Raw genomic sequence first — 18618 nt, forward strand, 5'->3', positions numbered from 1 at the left:
GTCGACCATTCCCGCCGGATCTTGGCCTCGTCGTATGGGGGTTGGCCTCGCGGCAGGCTATTGCGGCGAATTGTACGTAGCGCGTTGGGCGCGAATATCCTATCCCCGCGTGAAAGAAGGCCGCAGGGAGATGTGGCTGAAGGATGATCTGGACACGGCGATAGCGTCGAATGTCTCGGCCACCGATCTTGCTGAGGATTTATAGTGCGCGGGCGCCCTGAACTGCCACGGCATGTCATCCCGAAGCGGCTCAAGGGCCATGGACAGGCGTCACTCTTAAGGTGCGGACCAAGAAAAAGAAGCCCGCTGTAACCAGGGACCAGGTCTACGCCTTTGCTTATGGGTGCATCGAGCACGGAGAAGTTGAAGCGGCCGCAGTCGCCGTTATCTGCTTCGAATGGCTTCAGCGGCCAGAGAACGTGATAGCCGGCCATATCAAGTGGACGGGATATCGCAATCCGAAGCCGACGATCCGGATCGAGCACCACAAGACTGGCGAAATCCTTCATCCGCTCGAGGACGGTGAGGCAAAGTTCTAGAGGAAGCCGAGGAGATTCTGGCGAAAGTGCCCCGCCGCGGCATTCCCATGATCCTTCGCGAAGTTGAAGCGGGCGTTGCGAAGCCGTTCGGTTTTAGCACCATGCAGCACATCGTGCAGCGGATGCGCGTCAAGCTCGGCTTGCCGAAGCACTTCACCTTCGATGCGCGCCGACATGGAGGCATGACCGAACTCGAGGAAGCGGAGCTGACAGATGGCACTCTCGGCGCACAGAACACAGCAGAGTTACGCCGGCTATGCCAAGTGAACCAAGAAGCGCATGCTTGCGGCAACGCGCAAGCGACACGCACATAGGCTTGCGAACGAAGCAGCGACATCCGTTCAGAATGCGGCGCGTGACAGCGTTCAGAATGAAAAAGGAGAGAAGGCCAAAAGTGCTTAAAGATCAGGGACAAAGCTGGCTGGGGCGGGAGGGATCGAACCTCCGAATGGCGGAATCAAAATCCGCTGCCTTCCGCTTGGCTACGCGCCAAAGTTAGTCGGGAATCCTAAAAAGCTCAGTGCTTTTAGGAGGCTACGCGTATAGTCGCTACGCCGAACTGCAATGTTCTTCCGAAAACGTCCTCATGTCGCGTTTATGTCGCGTCGAGATCGCTCCCAGAGATTTCCAAACCTCCCGAAACCTTCCCTTTTTGTCCCGGATTCCGCCTATTTGGATGTAAATCGGGTTCGTAATAGCGAGACTGAGCCCGTTCGACGCTTTCCACCGGGCGGCCCAAACTGCCGCTGACCACCTGCATGAAGATCATGATCAGCGGCGCCGGCAATGCCGGCGCCGATCATGGCCGCGATGATCGCGGTCTCGATGTCGACGCCGACGATCATCATGGTGCTGCTGGTGCTGGTGATGGTCTATTGCCAGCCCCCAAAAGCTAGGTCCCCTTTAGAAGGCGTTCGCATTCCTGGGCTCGTTTGGTCAAAGCCGTTGCCAATCGCTCGATAACGGCGTTCTCCAACCCCTCCTTTTGCGCGCGGGCGCGGATGTCGTTCACGAGGCCGGGGATCTGTCCGGCCATGGAGATCAGGGTCCCAATGACCACATCCGCGTCAGCCCGCGTTTCGCGCGCGAACTTCTGCCATTGGCGCAGCCCAATTTGATCGAGCTTGTATTCGCCTCCGACCTTCATGGCGAGTTTGACCTTCCGCTGGTCGACGTGATCGTAAGGAAGAATGCTGGCTATGTCGTAGAGCGGTGCGAGGCGTACGTGAGGGCCGCTAGCCAGAAGCAAGGAATAGTTCTTTGCGTGAGCGTCGGAGCCTCCAATGAGCCAGTTGAACCCCAAAGCGCTGGCGAACGTCTCAAGGTCAGCCTCGCGGTCTGTCGAGTAGGTGCGTAGGAGCTCGATCACATCGGCGGGCGTTGGTCCGCCCTCGTTCTGGTATTTCTTGGTCGGGAGGATGCCCATGGCTTGGCAGATGTCCTCCTGATGCACGCGGATGATGTCGTTCCCACGGACTTGCCGATCGTAGCGTTCAACCACGATCGCGATTTCCTTTTCGAACCACATCACCTTGGTTTCAGCGGCCGGCAGCCCGAGTTCGCGCGCGAGTTGCAGGCAAATATGCTCATTCTCGGCGTGACCATCGAAGTGGCCTGTCGGCGGTTTCAGGATATGGGTGGTCGGAATGCGTCCGGACGGAATGCCCCATCGCTTGTTCTTCAGGGCAAAAGCCGTTTTCGGCTGGACGCCCGCAAGACTGAATTGGCCCGTGTCGCGGGGCAGACGCCAGGCAGCATGATCCTCACGCAACGCCTGAAGCCGGTTTGCTAGTTCGGGCTCGTCCAGCCATTCGATCTCGTCGTCTTTGCCTGTCTTTAGATCTTCCAGCCGATCCGGCGTTACAAACTGGACGGCTCCGCCGACATTGGAAATGAGAGCAAAGACGTTGCGAGCTGAGACCTGGAACTTCTTTGCCCAACGATCGAGTACGCGCTCACTGTCCGGCAGAAGCCCCCGAAAGGCCTGCACGGCGGCAGGGCCGTGTTCCTGTGCGGCAAGGGGATGGACAGCGAGAGAGGGTAAGCTCCCGCTGATCCCCGCCAGTCGTCGTTATAGACGAAGGTCAGCCGGCTGCGGGCATCGCTGCGCACCCGGCCAACTTCATTGCCGTCCAGGAGCGCGACAAGTTCACTCGTCATGCTCTGCCCTTCTTGGCTTTGGTGACGATGGCGTTGATATCAACCGCGGAGGTTGACCCGCGGCTGATGGGCGTTCCACTGTTTGCGTCCACAGGGATGCCGAGGACGTCGAGAGCGCGGAGGACAAGCGCCAGCTCTGCGCGCGGATGTCCGTGCTCGACCTCGATCACCCATTGACGGCTGACGCCGATGCGCTTGGCCAGTGTCGACTGGTCGAGCTTGAGGCGTTTTCGTTTGTCGCGAATGACGGCGCCGACCTCGGCAGGTGTACGTATGAGCATGGGCAATCCAAATGTCAGCGTTCGCTTACGTTAGCGTATGTCGTCGTTCGCTGACAACCGAAAAAGTCGTCGTTCGGCGACATTTCGAGACGTCATCGATCGACGACATGGCAAAAATCCGGAAGTATCAACTGTTTCAAAAGCTTAAACCAGATAAACCTGGCCTTAGCCAAACAATACCCGCTCCGCTGCGGCCAGTTCCTCGCTGTCATCATGACGCGGAAACAGGTGACCATAGATGTCCAGGGTCATCGCGATGGTCGAATGACCAAGGCGCTGCTGAACCACCTTCGGCGGCAATTCGAGGCGGCCATCGACCTTGCGGTTGATACACCAGCTCGCGAAGAAGTGCCGCAGTGAGTGCAGCCCGGAATATTAGGGTTTATTCGAAGCTGCGGGGATCGATGTGCGGGCCTGCCTACAAAGCACCGCTTCGTTGATGGGCTGACAGCATTGATTAGCTCCGCCATTTCGGGATCTCTTGCAAAGCTCAGTTCAACAGCATCGAGCAAAATCCGGCCTCAAATCGAAGTGCTTGCGGTAATGAGGGGCACTTGCGTGCCGGATCAGAATTGCGGGCCTGCCAAATAATTAAGGGTGAATGTAGAGTATGTACTGTCCTCGCCTGAGCCCGGCATAGCCGTCAAGACCAGAGTTGTACGAACCAAGGACACTCGGATGCGTGCATCAGGCGATCTTCAAGAATCGCGGCGCATTCGCGCCACTTCCCGCTTACGCCAGTCGGCTCGCGCGCAAGCTGTTGGCGATCGGGCGTCGGCGTAAGATGCGCAAGCGAACTCGCATTTTCTCGCGCGGGTCGGCTCCGTGCACGACCATGATCACCGCGTTGCGAGCTCGGTACCATCAGGGCATCTACAAAAAACTAGCCTCTACTCACAGCGTTGAGGCCGCTGCCACGATTTCGCCTCTGGGCGATCGGCTAATTCATCAGTGTCATGCAGCGATTCGCGTGAGGCATGGGATGCCCGACTTGACGCTCTGGAACAAGCTGACTCGCAAGGAGCAGAGAATTATCATTAAGCTGTACGGCGGAGGTTCCACGCATCGCGACAGCCTGATCGAGACGGTCAACCTCACGCGGCTGGGTCTCGTCACTGAGAACGGTTTAACCTCGGCCGGCCTTGAGGCCTTCGTCGCTGCTTTCAAAGCGCAACGTGACGCGCGTCAGCGGGAGTTGCTGGCGTAAATCGCGCGGCGCTACCAGAACGGCAAGCCGGCTGCGAGACGCTATGTTCGGTTAGGTGGGTCGGGTGCGCTGGTGCGCCGGACCCGATGCCAAGCTAAAAGTGCTTGGCGGCTAGCAAGCCCAGCAGCACGGTGCCTGACACGGCTGCTTCAGGCCAGACTAATCGGCGCAGAATAGAATGGTGCTGCATCAAAGCCGCGTCAGAGCAGACGAGAGCCAAATTTGAACGCCGATTGACACGAAGTCGGCCAGTACAATCAGAAGATTTAAGGGCGCTGGCGAGCTTTCCACCAAGACGCGGCTCCATGATCTCGACGGGTAGTGTCCCCTGTCAGCCAGCCGCACGCGCCCTCAAACAGAACTTGAAGCGGGTCGGGCTGTGAAGTCAGATCGAATAGCGCGCGGTATTCGACGACTCGAATGGCTCCAACCAGCGGACGTCGGCAAGTGGTACGTCAACACAGATGGAATCGATCGCATTGCGCCGTCCTGTTCGGACTCGTTGCTAAAGCTTTCGAGGTGTTGTTGCAGGTCCTCCGACTTCTGCTGAGCGTGCCCCGCGGGCGACTAGACCGTTTAAAAGAGTAGCCGACAGGAGGGGCAGTGATAGCGACAGCGGCATGGCCACATGACAGCGGACTCTCGCGCGAGTGCAGCGTGAGCAAAGTGCACGGCCAGATCGCCAAAGGTGCCGGATTTTCCGAGCCTGCAAACTGGGTAAAGAACAAGCACCCTTAAAGGGCCACCGGCGGGCGACGGTGACAGTTGAGGCCCTGGCTCGATCTCACGCAATCTAGGGCTACTGGTCAAACGCCATTTTCGACCACGAATTGCGTTGGCTTGCCGTGACTGCCCTCAACCAAGCCCCTCCCCACCAACAGCTCGCGGGTATCGCGCACCAGCGCAGGGCTGCCGCAAATCATGACGCGGTCATGCTGCGGCTCGACTTCCGGCAGTTCGAGATCCGAAAACAACTTGCCTGACGCGATCAGGTCGGTGATCCGGCCGCGGTTGCGGAAAGGATCGCGGGTAACGGTCGGATAGTAGATCAGCTGGTAGCGCACGAAATCCCCGAGCAGCTCGTCGCTCGGTAGCTTCTCGGTGATCATTTCGCCATAGGCAAGCTCGGCAACGCGGCGGCAGCCGTGCAGCAGCACGACATTTCCGAATCGCAGATAGGTTTCAGGATCCTTGATCACGCTCAGAAACGGAGCAAGACCAGTGCCGGTGCCAATCAGATAGAGATTAAGCCCATCCTCGAGATTGTCGATGACCAGCGTCCCGGTCGCCTTGCGGCTCACGGTGATCTTGTCACCTTCCTTCAAATGCTGCAGACGCGAGGTTAAGGGATCGTTCGGCTCCCTGGTCGAGAAGAATTCCAGCCGGTCCTCGTAATGGGCGCTGGCGAGGCCGTAGGCACGCAGCAGCGGCTTTTCGTCGACCTTGAGCCCTACCATAGTGAATTCGCCGCTGCGGAAGCGGAACGATGGATTCCGCGTGGTGGTGAAGCTGAAGAGATTGTCGGTCCAGTGATGAACGCTCAGCACGCTTTCCTAGCTGAAGTTGCTCATCTCACCGCTCCCGCGAAGGTTAGAGTGTGATCCGGGTACCTGTTTTCCGGAAACATCATGGTCAAGGCACCAAACGCAACGAGCGCGTTCGCTTTAAGCGAACGCAAAGGCAAGCAGGCTCGAGCAGAGCACCACCAGACCGACCACAGTCAGTGTCAGGAAGCTGTCGGAGACAAGGTCACGATTGCGCATGAAACACCCACGATTGCTCCTAGGAGCGAGGGCAGCAGTCCCGCCTTGGCTTGACGAGAAAACGGCCGGCCACCGCCTCAAGCGCCTTCTGCCGCCAGCGCTCGTACTTAGGTCTCGGGAATGGGACACCGGTTAGAGGGATGCGGAGATCGTCGCGCCCACATCACCTCTATGGCCTTGGCGACATTAGACCTGCCCTTGCGTTCGTATCGTGCGTGTTTTGGGCTGAACCCGCAGCATTGCTTCGTTCTGTCCGATATGGCGCGGGAAAGCGGCGTGATGTCGGGCGGTCACGATCGACACAAGCTGCGTCATCCTACCGACGTCATCGATAGAGAAAGTCGTCGGCGCAGGCGGCGGGTCGGCCCAGCTCTCGGCCCCGCCTTAGCCACCGAAATAATGAGTTCGGCCACCCCATGCCGCGCCGGACGTGGCGAACTTCAAGAATTTATCTTTTCTCAAATGTTTGCCGCGACCTTTCAGTACTGGCGGCAACGTTAGAGCCAGTCCTGCGGGGGTCCCAGATGAGGACATATCTGAGCTCGTATCTCTCAAAGCTATTCGCGGGGGATCTGGCGGCTTTCGGCGGCCCGGCGACTGATGAAGCGGTGGCAGGGCACATTCGCGCGGAGCAGATCTCCCTCGTGCTTGGTTACTCCCTAGGCATAATGCTAGCCAACGCCTGCAATGCGACGGTGCTTGCAATTGCCCTCTGGCACTCGCCCAACAGAAACTATGCCTTGATTTGGGCAGCTGCCGTGGTTTGCGGCGCGTTATCGATAGGCTTGAAGGCGCGTTTATCCCGACGGATTACGAAGCCGCAGTTCGTCTCCCGACAGGCTATGCATCGGCTGGTGCGAAATGCGCTCGTTCTTGGAACCGCCTGGGCGATCGTTCCGGTAGCTTTCTTCGCCGACGCCTCGAATGGCGGCCAACTCGTGATCACATGTCTTTGCTCCGGGATGCTCGCTGGCGGAGCATTCGCCTTCGCTACGATTCCGGTGGCGGCCGTTGCATTCACGGCTCCGATTTTCGTGGGTACGGCAATCTGCCTCGGCAGGAACGGCGATTTCGTCTATCTGCTCGTCGCTATCCTCGTTGTGGCCTATGGCTTCGTGCTTCTGCGCGGCGTTTTCGCCCATTCTTTCGAATTCACGAAACGCACCATTGCTCAATTAGAAGCCGAACGGAGGGTCCGGCGGGATCCCCTGACCCAGTTGCCGAACCGTTTCGCCTTCAACGAAAGCCTCGAAGCTGCCCTCAACCGGTTGGCTCGCTCGGGCGAGGAATTCGCGGTTTTGCTCCTTGATCTCGATCGCTTTAAGGACGTGAACGACAAATTCGGCCACCCCGCAGGAGATGAGTTCCTCGTTCAGGCCGCGGCGAGACTGCAGCGATGCGCGCGTGAGACCGATACTGTCGCGCGGATCGGCGGGGACGAATTTGCGCTGATCGTGACCAATCTGGCCAAAGTGGAAGACGCGTTGGAAATCGCCGAGCACTTCGTCGGCGCTTTTGGCGAACCATTCCTGATCGAAAAATGCGAGATCGCGGGCGCGACGAGCGTCGGAATCGTGTTGGCCCCGCGCGACGGCGATACGCCTCATGAGCTCCTGAAAAATGCCGACCTTGCGCTCTATCGCGCAAAAAAAGCGGGGCCCGGAACGGTTCGCTTCTTTGAGGTCAGCGACGACAAATCAGCGCGCGATCGAAGGGCGCTGCAAAGGGATCTGGAGGAGGCGATCGGGAGAGACGAGCTTTTTCTCGTCTACCAACCGTTCTTTGATATTCGCGAAAACCGAGTAACCGGCTTTGAGGCCTTGCTGCGCTGGCAACACCCTGTCCGGGGAGTCATTTCGCCGGCTGAGTTCATTCCAATTGCCGAGGAAACCGGCTTGATCCACCCGATCGGTGAATGGGTCGTCCGACGCGCCTGCTCAACGCTGTCGAACTGGCCCTCTGATCTCAGGGTCGCCGTGAACTTCTCTGCAGCTCAATTCCATAACACCAGCATCCTGCAAACAATCGTGCAGGCCCTGACGCAGGCCAGAGTCGCCCCTAGCCGGCTTGAAATCGAAATAACGGAGTCGATGCTGATCTCAAAGTACGGGCCGGCATCATCGATCCTGAGTTCACTCCTGCAACTGGGGGTGACGGTGGCGCTCGACGATTTCGGAACGGGATTTTCGTCGCTGACCTATTTGCTAAAACTGCCTTACACGCGCATCAAAATCGATCAATCCTTTATACGCGACATGCTGACACGGCCGGATAGCGCGGCGATCGTAAAATCAATAATCACGCTAGCGCAGGATCTGCACATTGGCGTGGTCGCGGAAGGCGTAGAGACCACCGAGCAGCTCGAGTGTTTGCGCCAAACCAGCTGTGATGAAGTCCAAGGATATCTCATTGGTCGGCCGGTATCAGCCGACCGCATCTTCGCCCTGCTCGACCAAAATAAGCAATGGTCGACGCCTGCCGCTTGAAACGCCTTGGGCAAACCGATAGACCATCATGAAGCGCGACGCGGCGTGCGGCGCTCGCATTGCTAGCCGAATTAATCCCAGGACAGGAATGTGACCAACTTGCGATAGCACCCTACTGCACCAAGTTCGTCACATCGTCTTGTTGTCCAGCGTCAAGGATAAGGCGAATATCGATCAATTAGGTCGAAGGTCTATCGGTAGGTATATCGGAGGCGCGAAGGCGCCGTTCCGTAGCAGCGGGCATCCCGCAAATAACGAACCACTTCCACGATGATAATTTGCGCGTCACTTTGCGTACGAATAGCCGTATCAACTCTTCGACCAGCTTCAACCGCTGGCGTTGCGTGACTTCTCAACCTCGTCGAGTAGACTAAGCCGCACGTGGACTCGCTGCCCGAGCCGTAGCGCACCGAGATCGCTGCGCCCCCATGAAGCTGCTGGAGGACGAGATCGGGACAGGCAATCTCATCGCCGTGGGGATCAGACCATGATTATGAAGATGATAGGAACTCTGCCATCTTAGAAACCTATCTCGACCTTAGCTTCCGCTGTTTCACATCGATCCAGCGCCGCCACAGCCGAAGCGACATCCATGCACTGACGACAGCTGGCTGAAATCTCCGGCGAGACCCAACAAGCTCTGCGGAAAATGAACGGAGCCCGCTCAACGAGGATCTAACATTTAGGAGCGCGATACGTGCGACTGTCAAAACGGCCATCTGAACCAGAGGCCAGAAGGGCCGGCGGCGTCCTACTGGGGCGACCTTCAGGTTCGGCAAATAAGCCCTGCCGCGACAATCGTTTCGTGCTCTATGAGCGCCTACCGCGACTGTTCGCCGAGCTCGCCTGGCGCGCGGCGACGGTTGCCATCAACGCCTATTGTACGATCTCGACCGCATCGAGCTTCTGCTCCTCGACCACCGCGGTCTTGAGCCGATCGCCGCTGGCGCCCCTTGCGCGGCAGTTCGGGTCCATTAATGGTTTTTCGTTCACGCACAGCTGACTGCACAACGCCGCAGCGATCCGACTGCTTCAAATGAGCTTCTAGATCTGGATCGTTGACATCAATTGCCCACCACGTTCCGTCCAAGCATATCAGGGGTGAAGAGACGAGAATTTTACCTCCCTTGCCAGAACGCACGTCGTTAAGCTCAACTTTCACGATTTCCGCTCCCACCCAATTCAGATTTCAGTGTCGGCAACCTATCCCGAATGGCTCCAGATTTAGTTGGAAGAAAATGAACACTTTTAGACATTTCCTCGGCAATTGCCCGGGGCACTGGGCCAGGCAAGGGGTTGTTTGGCTCGGCTGGTCGGCAATCGGACGCCGCCATGTGTCGCGAAAATTAACCAAGAATTGTTTCTGTTACCCATAACACTTCCCTAAGACTTAAAGCTAAGCGAGACCAACTTTTGCTAGTGGCTCGCGAGCAATAGTCGCGCGGCAAACGCTGACGCTATCTTTCCAATTTCATGGAACGCATGATGAGCGATCTTACGGACACGGCCCGCCATCCGCAGAACCCAATTGCCATTCCCGGCTTACGGAAGGACGACGTTGTTCGCGGAATATACTGCATGATCGCCGCGAGCGTGATGTTCGCACTATCGAGCGCACTATCGAAATGGCAAGCCGCTCTCTACCCAGTTGGCGAGGTTATGTTCTTCCGCTCCATTTCTGCGTTCGTTCTCTGCGCCGCATTGATCCTCCCGGCAACGGGCATGTCAGTCTTTAAGACTCGGCGGCCCCGCGCCCATCTTGCGCGCGGGCTGTCGCAGTCGATCTCGCAGACGTTCACTGTCATCGCCGTTAGTCTGATGCCGCTTGCAGGAGCGATCGCAATCAATTTTTCTGCATCGTTGTGGGCGGCCTTGCTGTCGTTTATCTGGCTTAAGGAGCGTGCCGGAATCGCGCGGTGGAGTGCGCTGGTAACGGGATTCGTCGGGGTTCTCGTTGTGGTAAATCCAGGTGCAGATTCGTTGCAGATTGGCGCATTGTTTGCGCTGGCAAACGCGGTTATGTATGGCAGCGTCACGGTTGCCGTTCGCGGAATGACCGCAACTGAGTCTGCAAAGACGCTGTTGATGTGGCAGATGCTTACGGTAACCTTCTTTCACTCCTTCTTGCTGCTGTTTGGATTCCGGATGCCCGCCCCGGCTGACGCAATCATGTTGACCCTGAGCGGTCTTACAAACGCCGCGGCACAATATTTTTGGACGCAAGCGCTTCACCTAGCCCCGGCCGCCGCCGTCTCACCATTCTATTACCTGACGCTCGTCTGGGCACTTGCGATCGGATTTTTCGTTTGGGGCGACGTACCGACGCTTTGGCTTCTGATCGGGGCCGGCATTGTTGTTGCATCGGGCCTGTTCCTGCTCGTGCACGAGGCTCGGCGGCCAACCAAGAAGCCGATCTCCAGTGAACAAACTGGAGAATACGGTCTTCAGAAAGTCGCTGGCTAAGCTGGTCCCAAGCTCTAGGCGACAAATTTGCGCCCGAGCGACCATTTGGCAATCATTTCAGGAACTTTCGCTATTGGAACAGGCGGACTGAACAGATAGCCTTGCCCTTCGTCGCAATCGAGCGCCGCGAGAAATTCGTACTGTCCGACGGTTTCGACGCCTTCTGCCAACGTCGTCATTCCCAGAGCGCGAGCAATACTCACCACAGCTTGCACAATCACAACGTGCTCGGTGCCTTCGGCAAGGTCAGAAACGAACGACCTATCTATCTTGATTTTGTCGAATGGGAAGCTGCGCAGATAACTGAGAGAGGAATACCCGGTACCGAAATCGTCCAGGGAAATACGGACGCCGAGTTGCTTCAACTGACGCAGGGTAGATAGGGTGGATTCATTATTGGTCATGAATACTCCCTCGGTAATTTCAAGCTCAAGGCGATGCGGCTGAAGTCCGGTTTCCGCCAGGGCGTGTCTTACGACCTCGGAGAGATTGGAAGCTGCAAACTGAATCGGAGAAAGATTAACCGCTATCTTAAGATCGTTCGGCCAGTGCGCCGCGCAGCGGCACGCCTCTCTCAGAGCCCATTCGCCAAGAGGTTGAATGAGTCCGGTATCCTCCGCTACCGCGATGAATGTTGCCGGCGGTATCATGCCATTGACCGGGTGGCGCCATCGCGCCAAGGCTTCGAATCCGGTTATGATGTTGCTCCGCAAATTGAGGATGGGCTGATAGTATAATTCCATCTCATTTTGCTCGATCGCCTCACGCAGATCGATCTCAAGCCGCCGTCGTTGCCTAAGCTCCCTGTTCATTGCAGCATGATAGAATTTATAGCTGCCCCGACCTTGGGCTTTGACCGCGTATAGCGCAAGATCGGCGGCAATCAGAAGGTCGTCGCAATTTACTCCATCGCACGGTCCAATGGCGATGCCGATACTGATTCCAGAACGGATTCGGTGGCCGCCAATCTCAAAGGGCTTCTGTGCTGCCTCGATCATCCTATTCGCCAGGGCCTCGAGCGCTGGTCGAGACTCAACCGTCGCCACAACAACTGCGAATTCATCGCCACCGAGGCGTGCCAGCACTTCATTTGCACCGAGCGTACTCTTTAGGCGCCGGGCCATCTCCTGCAGGAGCAAGTCGCCGGTCTGATGGCCAAGCGTATCGTTGATAGCTTTAAAACGATCGAGATCAAGAAACAGGACGGCGAATTCCGCCGGTGGCTGCCCGTTGTCTACTGCCGATGGTTGCCGGCGGCTCATCTGGTCGAGCATGGAGCGGAACATCCGCCGGTTTGGGAGACCGGTGAGGGAATCCTCGGAACTAAGGCGGACTGCATCTGCTTCAGCGCGCGATCTTTTCGTGACGTCAGTGAAGGTTTGGACGAATCCACCATCGGGAAGACTTTCCCTGCGAATCTCGATGATTGATCCATCTGGCATCGTTCGTTCGCTAACGCCGAGTTCTCCTGCGACAAGATCTGCCAAGATCCGAACAGACGCCGCGGTCAATTTGCCCGTCGGCGTCTCGTATTCGGCGAGTTGATCGACTCTTGGTGGGTTCTGTATGAACTCTACGGGCAAATCGAGCAACTCGCCGCAGCGACGATTGATAATCGGAATCTGCTGGTCATAGGTAACCAGCATAATTCCTTGGTTCATATACTCGAGCGTAAGGTCAAGCTGATTCGCTTTTTGTCTTGCCTTCGCGTCTATCCGTAGAAGCTGCTCAAGAGCAATGAGAACCAGCAAAGTAAGTAAGGTGCCCACCAACGAATTCAACTTGAGCGCGTTCCGAGAGCTTTCCAGGATCTGGCTTTTGCTCAAGCTAACGCTGACCCACAATGGATAGCCCTTGACCTTGCGGACAGTAATGAAGCGCGTCTCGTTGTTGGCAAGATCAATGCTCTCAAATGTTGTTTCGACCCCGGCTCGCATCTGGTCGAGCAGCTCTGTTCCGCTAAGATCGTCTCCAAGTGCGTAACCGACCGCGCTCCCGCCACTCGAACGAACCACGCCATCACTTCCGATCAGGGCGATCGCCGCCGCCGATCCAAAATTGATATTGTTGTAGAATTTCGTCAAATGGTCTGGATTGAGCGAGGCCACGACGACGCCGCCGAACGTCTGGTCACTATTCACGAAGCGCCGCGTGAACTGCACGGACCATTTTCCGCTGACACGGCCAACCACCGGCTTGCTGATAAAAAGCTGATCCGCGATGTTGTTCAAATGAAACTTAAAGTGCTCCCGATCGCTCAGATCCAGGGCAGGCGCGGGTTGAGGACCGCTGTTCGACGCGCGCATAATTCCCTTGTCATCAATAATGGCGACTTGGACGATAATGTCGCTCAGCACGTCGGTCGTGTTGGCAATAGCGCTGAAACTAACCGAATTTTTCCGGGTCTCAATGCTCCGTCGCAAGTATAGGAGCGCCTTATCAATTTCTCCGATTGATCGAAGAACATTCTCTTCGAATACCAGCGCAAAGTTATGAGCGTCTCGGTGCGCCTCTCTTTGATCCCCCCGAACATCGCCGAAGTATTTTACAGCAACTCCTGCCCACACCATGGTGATGATCACCAGGCCGAAAATTGCCGAGCTTCGACGCTCAGCAATCAGCTTTGGCAGCTCTAGGATTTGTAAATTCATGCCGAAAACAGGCCCCCTATCGGCAGGGCTTACTCGTCGGATATTTCGGGCGACTTAACTTCATTGATCGGCCACCAGAGCGTGGAAGGTTAACCTTAATAGATGAGTCACCACTCTTCCGAGTTGACGCTGAGAAAAATAACCGATTATTAACTCGCGATAAAAAGATCCTTCTTTCGGAGTTCATATGTCGGGTTGCGATACGGCTGTTTCGAAGGAAGACACATCAACCAACACTCAAATAACGGCTTGTCCGCAACCCTTTGGCAACAAAGCTGTTGACGGACGATCAATCCAAATTGCGGTGCCTGTCACTCATCGAGCCAAGGAGATCGCGCCAGAAAAGGTCCTGCAAGCCTTCAATACCTGGGCTTTTAAGCGTGAGCAACCTGACAACTCTGTTGCAATGTTGCAGAGCATTTCCAAATCAATTGCGGTCAGAAATCCTGTTCCGTTTGTGCTCTATTGGGGCAAAGGTCCGCGGTCCAACATCGACAAGCCAGACTTCGAATGTCTGAACTATTTGGCTGCCTTCACCCACCGAATCAGTAAAACATACGCGCCCGGGGCAGCTTTAAGGTTGATTTTCACCGATACCCATGCGGAATTGAACGGACATTCATCACAGAACATACGCCAATATTTTGATGAGGTTGCGGATGGCGCCCGCGAACGCGGTTTCGAGAGCTGTTGGTTGGGTGACCTCACAAAGGCCGCGGAAGCGGATAACACAAGTCCTTTAATCGATGAGATCGTACCGGAGCCGACGTTCCAGCGGCTGCTTGCTAGCGCGATGAAATGGTATCGTGGAAATGGAAGTTGTGAAGAGGGCGCATTAGAATATTACCGGATGAACATGGTCGAAAAGCGTGCGGTCGAACGCGCATTTCCTGACTCAATTTTCATCACCTTCAATGGAAGCGAATTTCGAGGGCTTTTTCCCCAAAGCCTTCCAATCTTCTACATGTATTCGCTTCGCAAAGGGATCAGCATCAAACCTTGGTTTCTCTTCCCAGATACGGCCGCCTGCGAACAGCGAGCAAGTTAGTCTCGCGTATTGGAAAGGCCGCGCTAGTGGATGAAATTCCTTCACGCCGCATGAGCCCCGAAGCGCAACAACAGCGGCCGCCTGATCTAGCCTCGCTCCGCGAACGTCGATAACGCGTGGGAATTTCGAGGCTCGTGTAGGAAGTCAAGCGAACATCATCGACCAAGACACGCGGCTCAGATCTGGTCGTGGGTGCGCCCATCGAATCGCGACCGCCCTTGCCATCTCGCGTGCGCACTATTTGCCCTTGGCACTTTGCGGCGTTTGCGCAGCCGGTGTTGCTCGCGCCGCGTAGGCCGGCTCCGAAGCGATAACGACACAGACAATCATCATCAACCCGACTTTGATCGAAAGCTCCCTCCTGCGCTGTGGCATAATTGCGCGAATCCACGCGGCGCGGCGTGCGGGTGACTGTCGTGTCCACGATCGCGAGCCAGACGCCAATGATAGCCGACGAACTTCGACGGCAGGCGGACGAATTTATCGACCTGGCACAGTCGAAGCTGAAGCTGGGTCGCAATCTGTCCGATCCGTTAGACCCACGTCAGAACGAGCGCCGGGCTCGAAAATCGGAGTGCCAGAGAGACTCTGAACGCCCCGCGGAATCCGCCGCTCCCATCCGCATTTCTAGGAACGCAACGCCTAACCGGCCGGCACCAATACCCGTCACCACAGTTCGCTGACCTGGGTTAATCCCCGGCTGGGCTGTGGCCTTTGGACCCCTCTAAAATGCACCTTTTGTAAAGTCTGTGAACGAGGCCGCCGGGACCGTTAGCAAGGACGCACCCATGGGGCCATGCCAGGTTTCGCAGCTCTGGTTGGTGGTTGCATGGAGATTGGCGCCGTCGATGAAGAGCGCGACCTTGTTCGGGGCTATCATTCGGGCACGAACCTGACATTGGATCTACGCGGCAACGGAATGATCGTTACGCAGCAGAGAGTGTTGCCGCCCGAACCCGACTTCCCTGCCACGATCACGCTCGATCAAAGTCTCCAGCAACTCGCGGCGATCGGTTTCTGTCATCCTGCAGTCTGCCATGCAGCGATCATCAGAGACGCAAGAATAAGCAACAGGATCGCGTAAAGCAGAAGTTGAGAGATCAAGTCACCATCGCGCTCGAACATTATATCTCCCATCCGCGCTGCCCCTGTTAGGCTTGGCCGGCACACTGACTTTGCCAGCTCTTTGGGCGCTTTTGCTCGACCAACACTGTACGAAACGAACGAACTATCTCCTTTCTTACCTGGGTGTATCGTCTCGGCTTCACATTTGCGTCGTGTCGGCTTCACATTGGAGCGCTTTGTTTAATCGATTAATGCAACGAGACGCACGTTCGCACCTAATCCTCCATTTGGCCGGCTTCTCCAGTGTATTTCAGCACCTCCAGCCGAAGACGATGACTGCAGTCCGGGCCATGTCTAGATCCGCTGCGGGTACTGTCCAGACGTTGGGGAGTGGGCTCGCCGCGAGCGAAGCTGATCTCTCAAGACGCGCGCGTGGGACTCACTTCCGGGGCTCAACGACTGTTTTTGTTGATCCATCCGGCGCTGCCTGCATCCCCGGTGGGCTTTGGCCTTGCGGACTTTCCGGCGGCGCGCCACCTGATTTCGTGTCGACCGGTCCGCTCCAACCTTGTGGCTGCAATTGACCTTTTTCTTCGGAAGCCGAGCGTCCGGTTGCCGAGTTCAAATCTCTCTTCGAATCGGCCTGTGCCGTTGCGACTCCGCACGACAACGCCCAGCAAATCGTCGCTATCAGAATAAGCCGCACTGCGATCTCCGCTTGGCTAAAGTACCAAACAGACCGGGCCATCTTCAGTTCCCAATTGCAATGCGGGATCGGAAACAGACGGCAAAGGCGGCGTTAGGTCAAAAGCGCTGTCTGGCGACCACCGAACCGCCGCGGTGGCTCCGGTCTGGTCGGCAGTTCACGTATTCGGACCTTTGCTCACCGCGTGAATGCTAGGAACAGGCACGATCGGTTCACGTTGTGCGTTCCGAGCATCAGGCGCTGGTGCCGAGGTCGCGGCCAATATGCGCCCTCGATGGGTATGCCGATGGCGCGGCCCCTCAATCAGAACAGAGGAGGTTACGCCATGGACGGATTTCGTATTTCCCGGCGGCAATCGCTTGCCGGCCTGTCGGTCGCGGGGCTCTCCGGACTGCTACTGCCCTCTGCCTATGCGCAGAAGAAGCGCGAGACGACGGGCGTGGGGATCGGCCCGAAAGGGTCAGCCATCGAGGATGAGGACATTTTTACCTTCGCTCTGAACCTGGAGTATATGGAAGCTGAGTTCTATCTGCGCGCCACCACTGGCAAGGGTATCAGCGACGCCGATGCCGGCACCGATGCCGGAAGGGTGGTCGGGGGACACGAGGCCCAGTTCAAGGAGAAGGCGATTCGCGAGTTCGTCGAAGAGATTGCGGGGAATGAGCTGGCCCACGTTCGGTTCTACCGCAAGACGCTTGGCCGGAGCGCTATTTCACGACCGGCGATCGACTTCGATGCGGGCTTCAAGGCCGCCGCTCAGGCTGCGGGATTGCCTGCCGATTTTGATCCGTTTGCCGATGACATGTCGGTTCTGCTCGGCGGCATGCTGTTTGAAGACGTCGGCGTGACAGCCTATGCGGGTGCGGCTCCGCTGCTGAAGAAAAAGGAATTCGTGGAAGCAGCGGCCGGCATCCTCGCCGTCGAGGCTTACCATATGGGAATGGCCCGCTCCCAGCTGTACACGATGGGCGAGAAGGCCTGGGATGCCGCCAACGCAATATCGGATGCACGGGACAAGATCGATGGGACCCCCGAAAAAGAAGACGAGGGGATTAGGATCGACGGCAAAGCCAACTTTGTGCCTTCAACGCCAGACGCGATTGCCTTCCGGCGGACGCCGCAAGAGGTTCTGCATATCGTCTACCTGACCGATCAGACCGGCGTTAATAAGGGTGGGTTCTACCCGAATGGGATGAATGGAGCTCTCAGGACCACGTGAGATCTCTCCTGTTGTACTTCGGATCGGCCTTCGCAATGAGGCGAGGCCGGGACCATTGAGTTCGGCGGGGGAGCGATCGATTGCACCGTCTCCGCTTCCGGCGCCGCGCTGGATGTCTTGGATGAGACCGGCCACATAGCCAACCGCATCGATCTAGACTGTCCCGACGATGAGGCAGCTAAGGAACGTGCGAAGTCCTTGCCGCGTGAGAATGGCCTGGAACTTTGGTTGTTCGATCGGTGCATTGCTGTCTTCAAGGCCGACTGCCATGATCAGCAACAGGACGCTGCCGACAAGCTCGAAAAGCTTTTGAAAGACGCCGAGGATTGCACGCTGCTCAGCAAGCTTGCCGCCGATCCGGCCAAGCGCGAACGCTTCGCCAAGCTGTCTGCACGATTTCGAGAAATGGCGGAGAAGTTGGAGGCCGCGAGGGCAAAGGCGGATACCGAGGAGCCGATTGCTCCGGGCTAGTGCGGAAGAAGTCTGACCTACCGAGCTAGCTGCAAATGCCCTTTGGGGCGCGGCTGGAGCTGCTCTAGGCGCCGTTCAAGCATGTTCTTTCTCTTGAGCAGGATTCTCGCCAGCTTCGCGTCGACGTCTTTCCGCAATGACCACAACTCATCGGCGGATAATGATTGCAACCGGTCTTTTTGCTCCATCGTCGCCTCCTCGACTGGAAGACACCGCGTTGAGCAAAAACTAACACGCACGTCATTAGTTCTAATGAGGGAACCAATGACCGTTCTAGGCTGACTGATGTCGTTCGTTTGCAGAGGGCTAGTGCGTCCGCGGTCGGACAGCCCTTCTGACCAATTCTCGCTTCCGCCGGGGTGCGGTAGCGAACTTTCTTTGTTCGGCCTTGCGCACACGAGATCGAAGGTTTTCCAGTTCGGAAAGCTGACAAACAAGCGCAGCGAGATGTTGGCGCAGAACAGCCGCGCGATCACAATTATCCATCGTACGCACCTGACACTATAACTGCATCGAAACGAGACCGAGCAAACTATGCAACTCAGTACAACCGTTGCAC

15 protein-coding genes, 1 tRNA gene and 3 pseudogenes are annotated in these 18618 nt (G+C 56.9%); 10 read left to right on the forward strand and 9 right to left on the reverse strand.

The window, feature by feature from the left end:
* Positions 1-281 precede the first annotated feature (281 nt).
* On the forward strand, positions 282-539 hold the full coding sequence (locus tag AAE027_RS26915) for a hypothetical protein (RefSeq protein WP_370986952.1): 258 nt from the start codon (positions 282-284) through the stop codon (positions 537-539).
* Here AAE027_RS26915 and AAE027_RS26920 read toward each other — a convergent pair.
* Together AAE027_RS26920 and AAE027_RS26925 are read right to left on the reverse strand one after the other, a co-directional pair.
* Entirely contained in the window at positions 536-715 is a 180-nt protein-coding gene (locus AAE027_RS26920) for a hypothetical protein (RefSeq protein WP_370986953.1), read from the reverse strand. The genes AAE027_RS26915 and AAE027_RS26920 overlap by 4 nt on opposite strands.
* A gap of 242 nt (positions 716-957) precedes the next feature.
* Positions 958-1031: transfer RNA gene (locus AAE027_RS26925), tRNA-Gln, on the reverse strand.
* A gap of 266 nt (positions 1032-1297) precedes the next feature.
* Here AAE027_RS26925 and AAE027_RS26930 point away from each other — a divergent pair.
* Positions 1298-1435: a hypothetical protein gene (locus tag AAE027_RS26930; RefSeq protein ID WP_370986954.1), complete on the forward strand. Its 138-nt coding sequence runs from the start codon at positions 1298-1300 to the stop codon at positions 1433-1435.
* On the opposite strand, the gene AAE027_RS26935 is transcribed toward AAE027_RS26930, so the two are convergent.
* From AAE027_RS26935 to AAE027_RS26950, 4 genes and pseudogenes are all read right to left on the reverse strand, one after another.
* Positions 1432-2310 carry a HipA domain-containing protein gene (locus tag AAE027_RS26935; protein ID WP_370987168.1) on the reverse strand — a complete coding sequence of 293 codons (879 nt, stop codon included), beginning with the start codon at positions 2308-2310 and terminating at the stop codon, positions 1432-1434. The two genes, AAE027_RS26930 and AAE027_RS26935, sit on opposite strands and share 4 nt — an antisense overlap.
* Before the next feature lie 156 nt (positions 2311-2466).
* A pseudogene (locus tag AAE027_RS26940) lies at positions 2467-2699 on the reverse strand (HipA N-terminal domain-containing protein); the annotation flags it as partial.
* Positions 2696-2980, reverse strand: a complete 285-nt coding sequence (locus AAE027_RS26945) for a helix-turn-helix domain-containing protein (RefSeq protein WP_370987169.1) — start codon at positions 2978-2980, stop codon at positions 2696-2698. The pseudogene AAE027_RS26940 and the gene AAE027_RS26945, both read right to left, overlap by 4 nt.
* Positions 2981-3145: 165 nt before the next feature.
* A pseudogene (locus AAE027_RS26950) lies at positions 3146-3355 on the reverse strand (tyrosine-type recombinase/integrase); the annotation flags it as partial.
* 307 nt (positions 3356-3662) lie between these two features.
* Between AAE027_RS26950 and AAE027_RS26955 the strand changes: the two are divergent.
* Positions 3663-4187 (forward strand): hypothetical protein, encoded by a 525-nt coding sequence (locus AAE027_RS26955; RefSeq protein ID WP_370986955.1) that lies wholly within the window; start codon positions 3663-3665, stop codon positions 4185-4187.
* 806 nt (positions 4188-4993) lie between these two features.
* Here the strand turns inward: AAE027_RS26955 and AAE027_RS26960 are convergent.
* Positions 4994-5734, reverse strand: coding sequence for a ferredoxin--NADP reductase (locus tag AAE027_RS26960; protein WP_370986956.1), 741 nt, complete (start codon positions 5732-5734; stop codon positions 4994-4996).
* Positions 5735-6474: 740 nt separating this feature from the next.
* On the opposite strand from AAE027_RS26960, the gene AAE027_RS26965 reads away from it, so the two are divergent.
* Together AAE027_RS26965 and AAE027_RS26970 are read left to right on the forward strand one after the other, a co-directional pair.
* Complete coding sequence (locus AAE027_RS26965) at positions 6475-8436, forward strand: putative bifunctional diguanylate cyclase/phosphodiesterase (RefSeq protein WP_370986957.1); 1962 nt, start codon at positions 6475-6477, stop codon at positions 8434-8436.
* Positions 8437-9918: 1482 nt separating this feature from the next.
* A complete protein-coding gene (locus tag AAE027_RS26970) occupies positions 9919-10899 on the forward strand; it encodes a DMT family transporter (protein ID WP_479714249.1) in 981 nt (326 codons plus the stop codon).
* Between the two features lie 14 nt (positions 10900-10913).
* Here the strand turns inward: AAE027_RS26970 and AAE027_RS26975 are convergent, their stop codons facing one another.
* Positions 10914-13550: a bifunctional diguanylate cyclase/phosphodiesterase gene (locus tag AAE027_RS26975; RefSeq protein WP_370986958.1), complete on the reverse strand. Its 2637-nt coding sequence runs from the start codon at positions 13548-13550 to the stop codon at positions 10914-10916.
* A gap of 187 nt (positions 13551-13737) precedes the next feature.
* On the opposite strand from AAE027_RS26975, the gene AAE027_RS26980 reads away from it, so the two are divergent.
* From AAE027_RS26980 to AAE027_RS27000, 5 genes and pseudogenes are all read left to right on the forward strand, one after another.
* Entirely contained in the window at positions 13738-14598 is an 861-nt protein-coding gene (locus tag AAE027_RS26980; RefSeq protein WP_370986959.1) for a hypothetical protein, read from the forward strand.
* Positions 14599-14990: 392 nt separating this feature from the next.
* A pseudogene (locus AAE027_RS26985) lies at positions 14991-15281 on the forward strand (hypothetical protein); the annotation flags it as partial.
* A gap of 113 nt (positions 15282-15394) precedes the next feature.
* A complete protein-coding gene (locus tag AAE027_RS26990; protein ID WP_370986960.1) occupies positions 15395-15682 on the forward strand; it encodes a hypothetical protein in 288 nt (95 codons plus the stop codon).
* Positions 15683-16694: 1012 nt separating this feature from the next.
* Complete coding sequence (locus AAE027_RS26995; RefSeq protein WP_370986961.1) at positions 16695-17588, forward strand: ferritin-like domain-containing protein; 894 nt, start codon at positions 16695-16697, stop codon at positions 17586-17588.
* 117 nt (positions 17589-17705) lie between these two features.
* Positions 17706-18059: a hypothetical protein gene (locus AAE027_RS27000; protein ID WP_370986962.1), complete on the forward strand. Its 354-nt coding sequence runs from the start codon at positions 17706-17708 to the stop codon at positions 18057-18059.
* Positions 18060-18076: 17 nt separating this feature from the next.
* Here the strand turns inward: AAE027_RS27000 and AAE027_RS27005 are convergent, their stop codons facing one another.
* Positions 18077-18247: a hypothetical protein gene (locus AAE027_RS27005; protein WP_370986963.1), complete on the reverse strand. Its 171-nt coding sequence runs from the start codon at positions 18245-18247 to the stop codon at positions 18077-18079.
* Between the last annotated feature and the right edge of the window lie 371 nt (positions 18248-18618).

This window comes from Bradyrhizobium sp. DN3, assembly GCF_041357655.1.
Lineage (GTDB): Bacteria > Pseudomonadota > Alphaproteobacteria > Rhizobiales > Xanthobacteraceae > Bradyrhizobium.

Excerpts from the sequence above, each read along its gene's own strand:
- AAE027_RS26920 (WP_370986953.1), bottom strand. The coding sequence starts at position 715 with ATGTCGGCGCGCATCGAAGGTGAAGTGCTTCGGCAAGCCGAGCTTGAC.
- AAE027_RS26970 (WP_479714249.1), top strand. The coding sequence starts at position 9,919 with ATGATGAGCGATCTTACGGACACGGCCCGCCATCCGCAGAACCCAATT.
- AAE027_RS26930 (WP_370986954.1), top strand. The coding sequence starts at position 1,298 with ATGAAGATCATGATCAGCGGCGCCGGCAATGCCGGCGCCGATCATGGC.
- AAE027_RS26995 (WP_370986961.1), top strand. The coding sequence starts at position 16,695 with ATGGACGGATTTCGTATTTCCCGGCGGCAATCGCTTGCCGGCCTGTCG.
- AAE027_RS26965 (WP_370986957.1), top strand. The coding sequence starts at position 6,475 with ATGAGGACATATCTGAGCTCGTATCTCTCAAAGCTATTCGCGGGGGAT.
- AAE027_RS26975 (WP_370986958.1), bottom strand. The coding sequence starts at position 13,550 with ATGAATTTACAAATCCTAGAGCTGCCAAAGCTGATTGCTGAGCGTCGA.
- AAE027_RS26945 (WP_370987169.1), bottom strand. The coding sequence starts at position 2,980 with ATGCTCATACGTACACCTGCCGAGGTCGGCGCCGTCATTCGCGACAAA.
- AAE027_RS26980 (WP_370986959.1), top strand. The coding sequence starts at position 13,738 with ATGTCGGGTTGCGATACGGCTGTTTCGAAGGAAGACACATCAACCAAC.
- AAE027_RS27005 (WP_370986963.1), bottom strand. The coding sequence starts at position 18,247 with ATGGAGCAAAAAGACCGGTTGCAATCATTATCCGCCGATGAGTTGTGG.
- AAE027_RS26990 (WP_370986960.1), top strand. The coding sequence starts at position 15,395 with ATGCCAGGTTTCGCAGCTCTGGTTGGTGGTTGCATGGAGATTGGCGCC.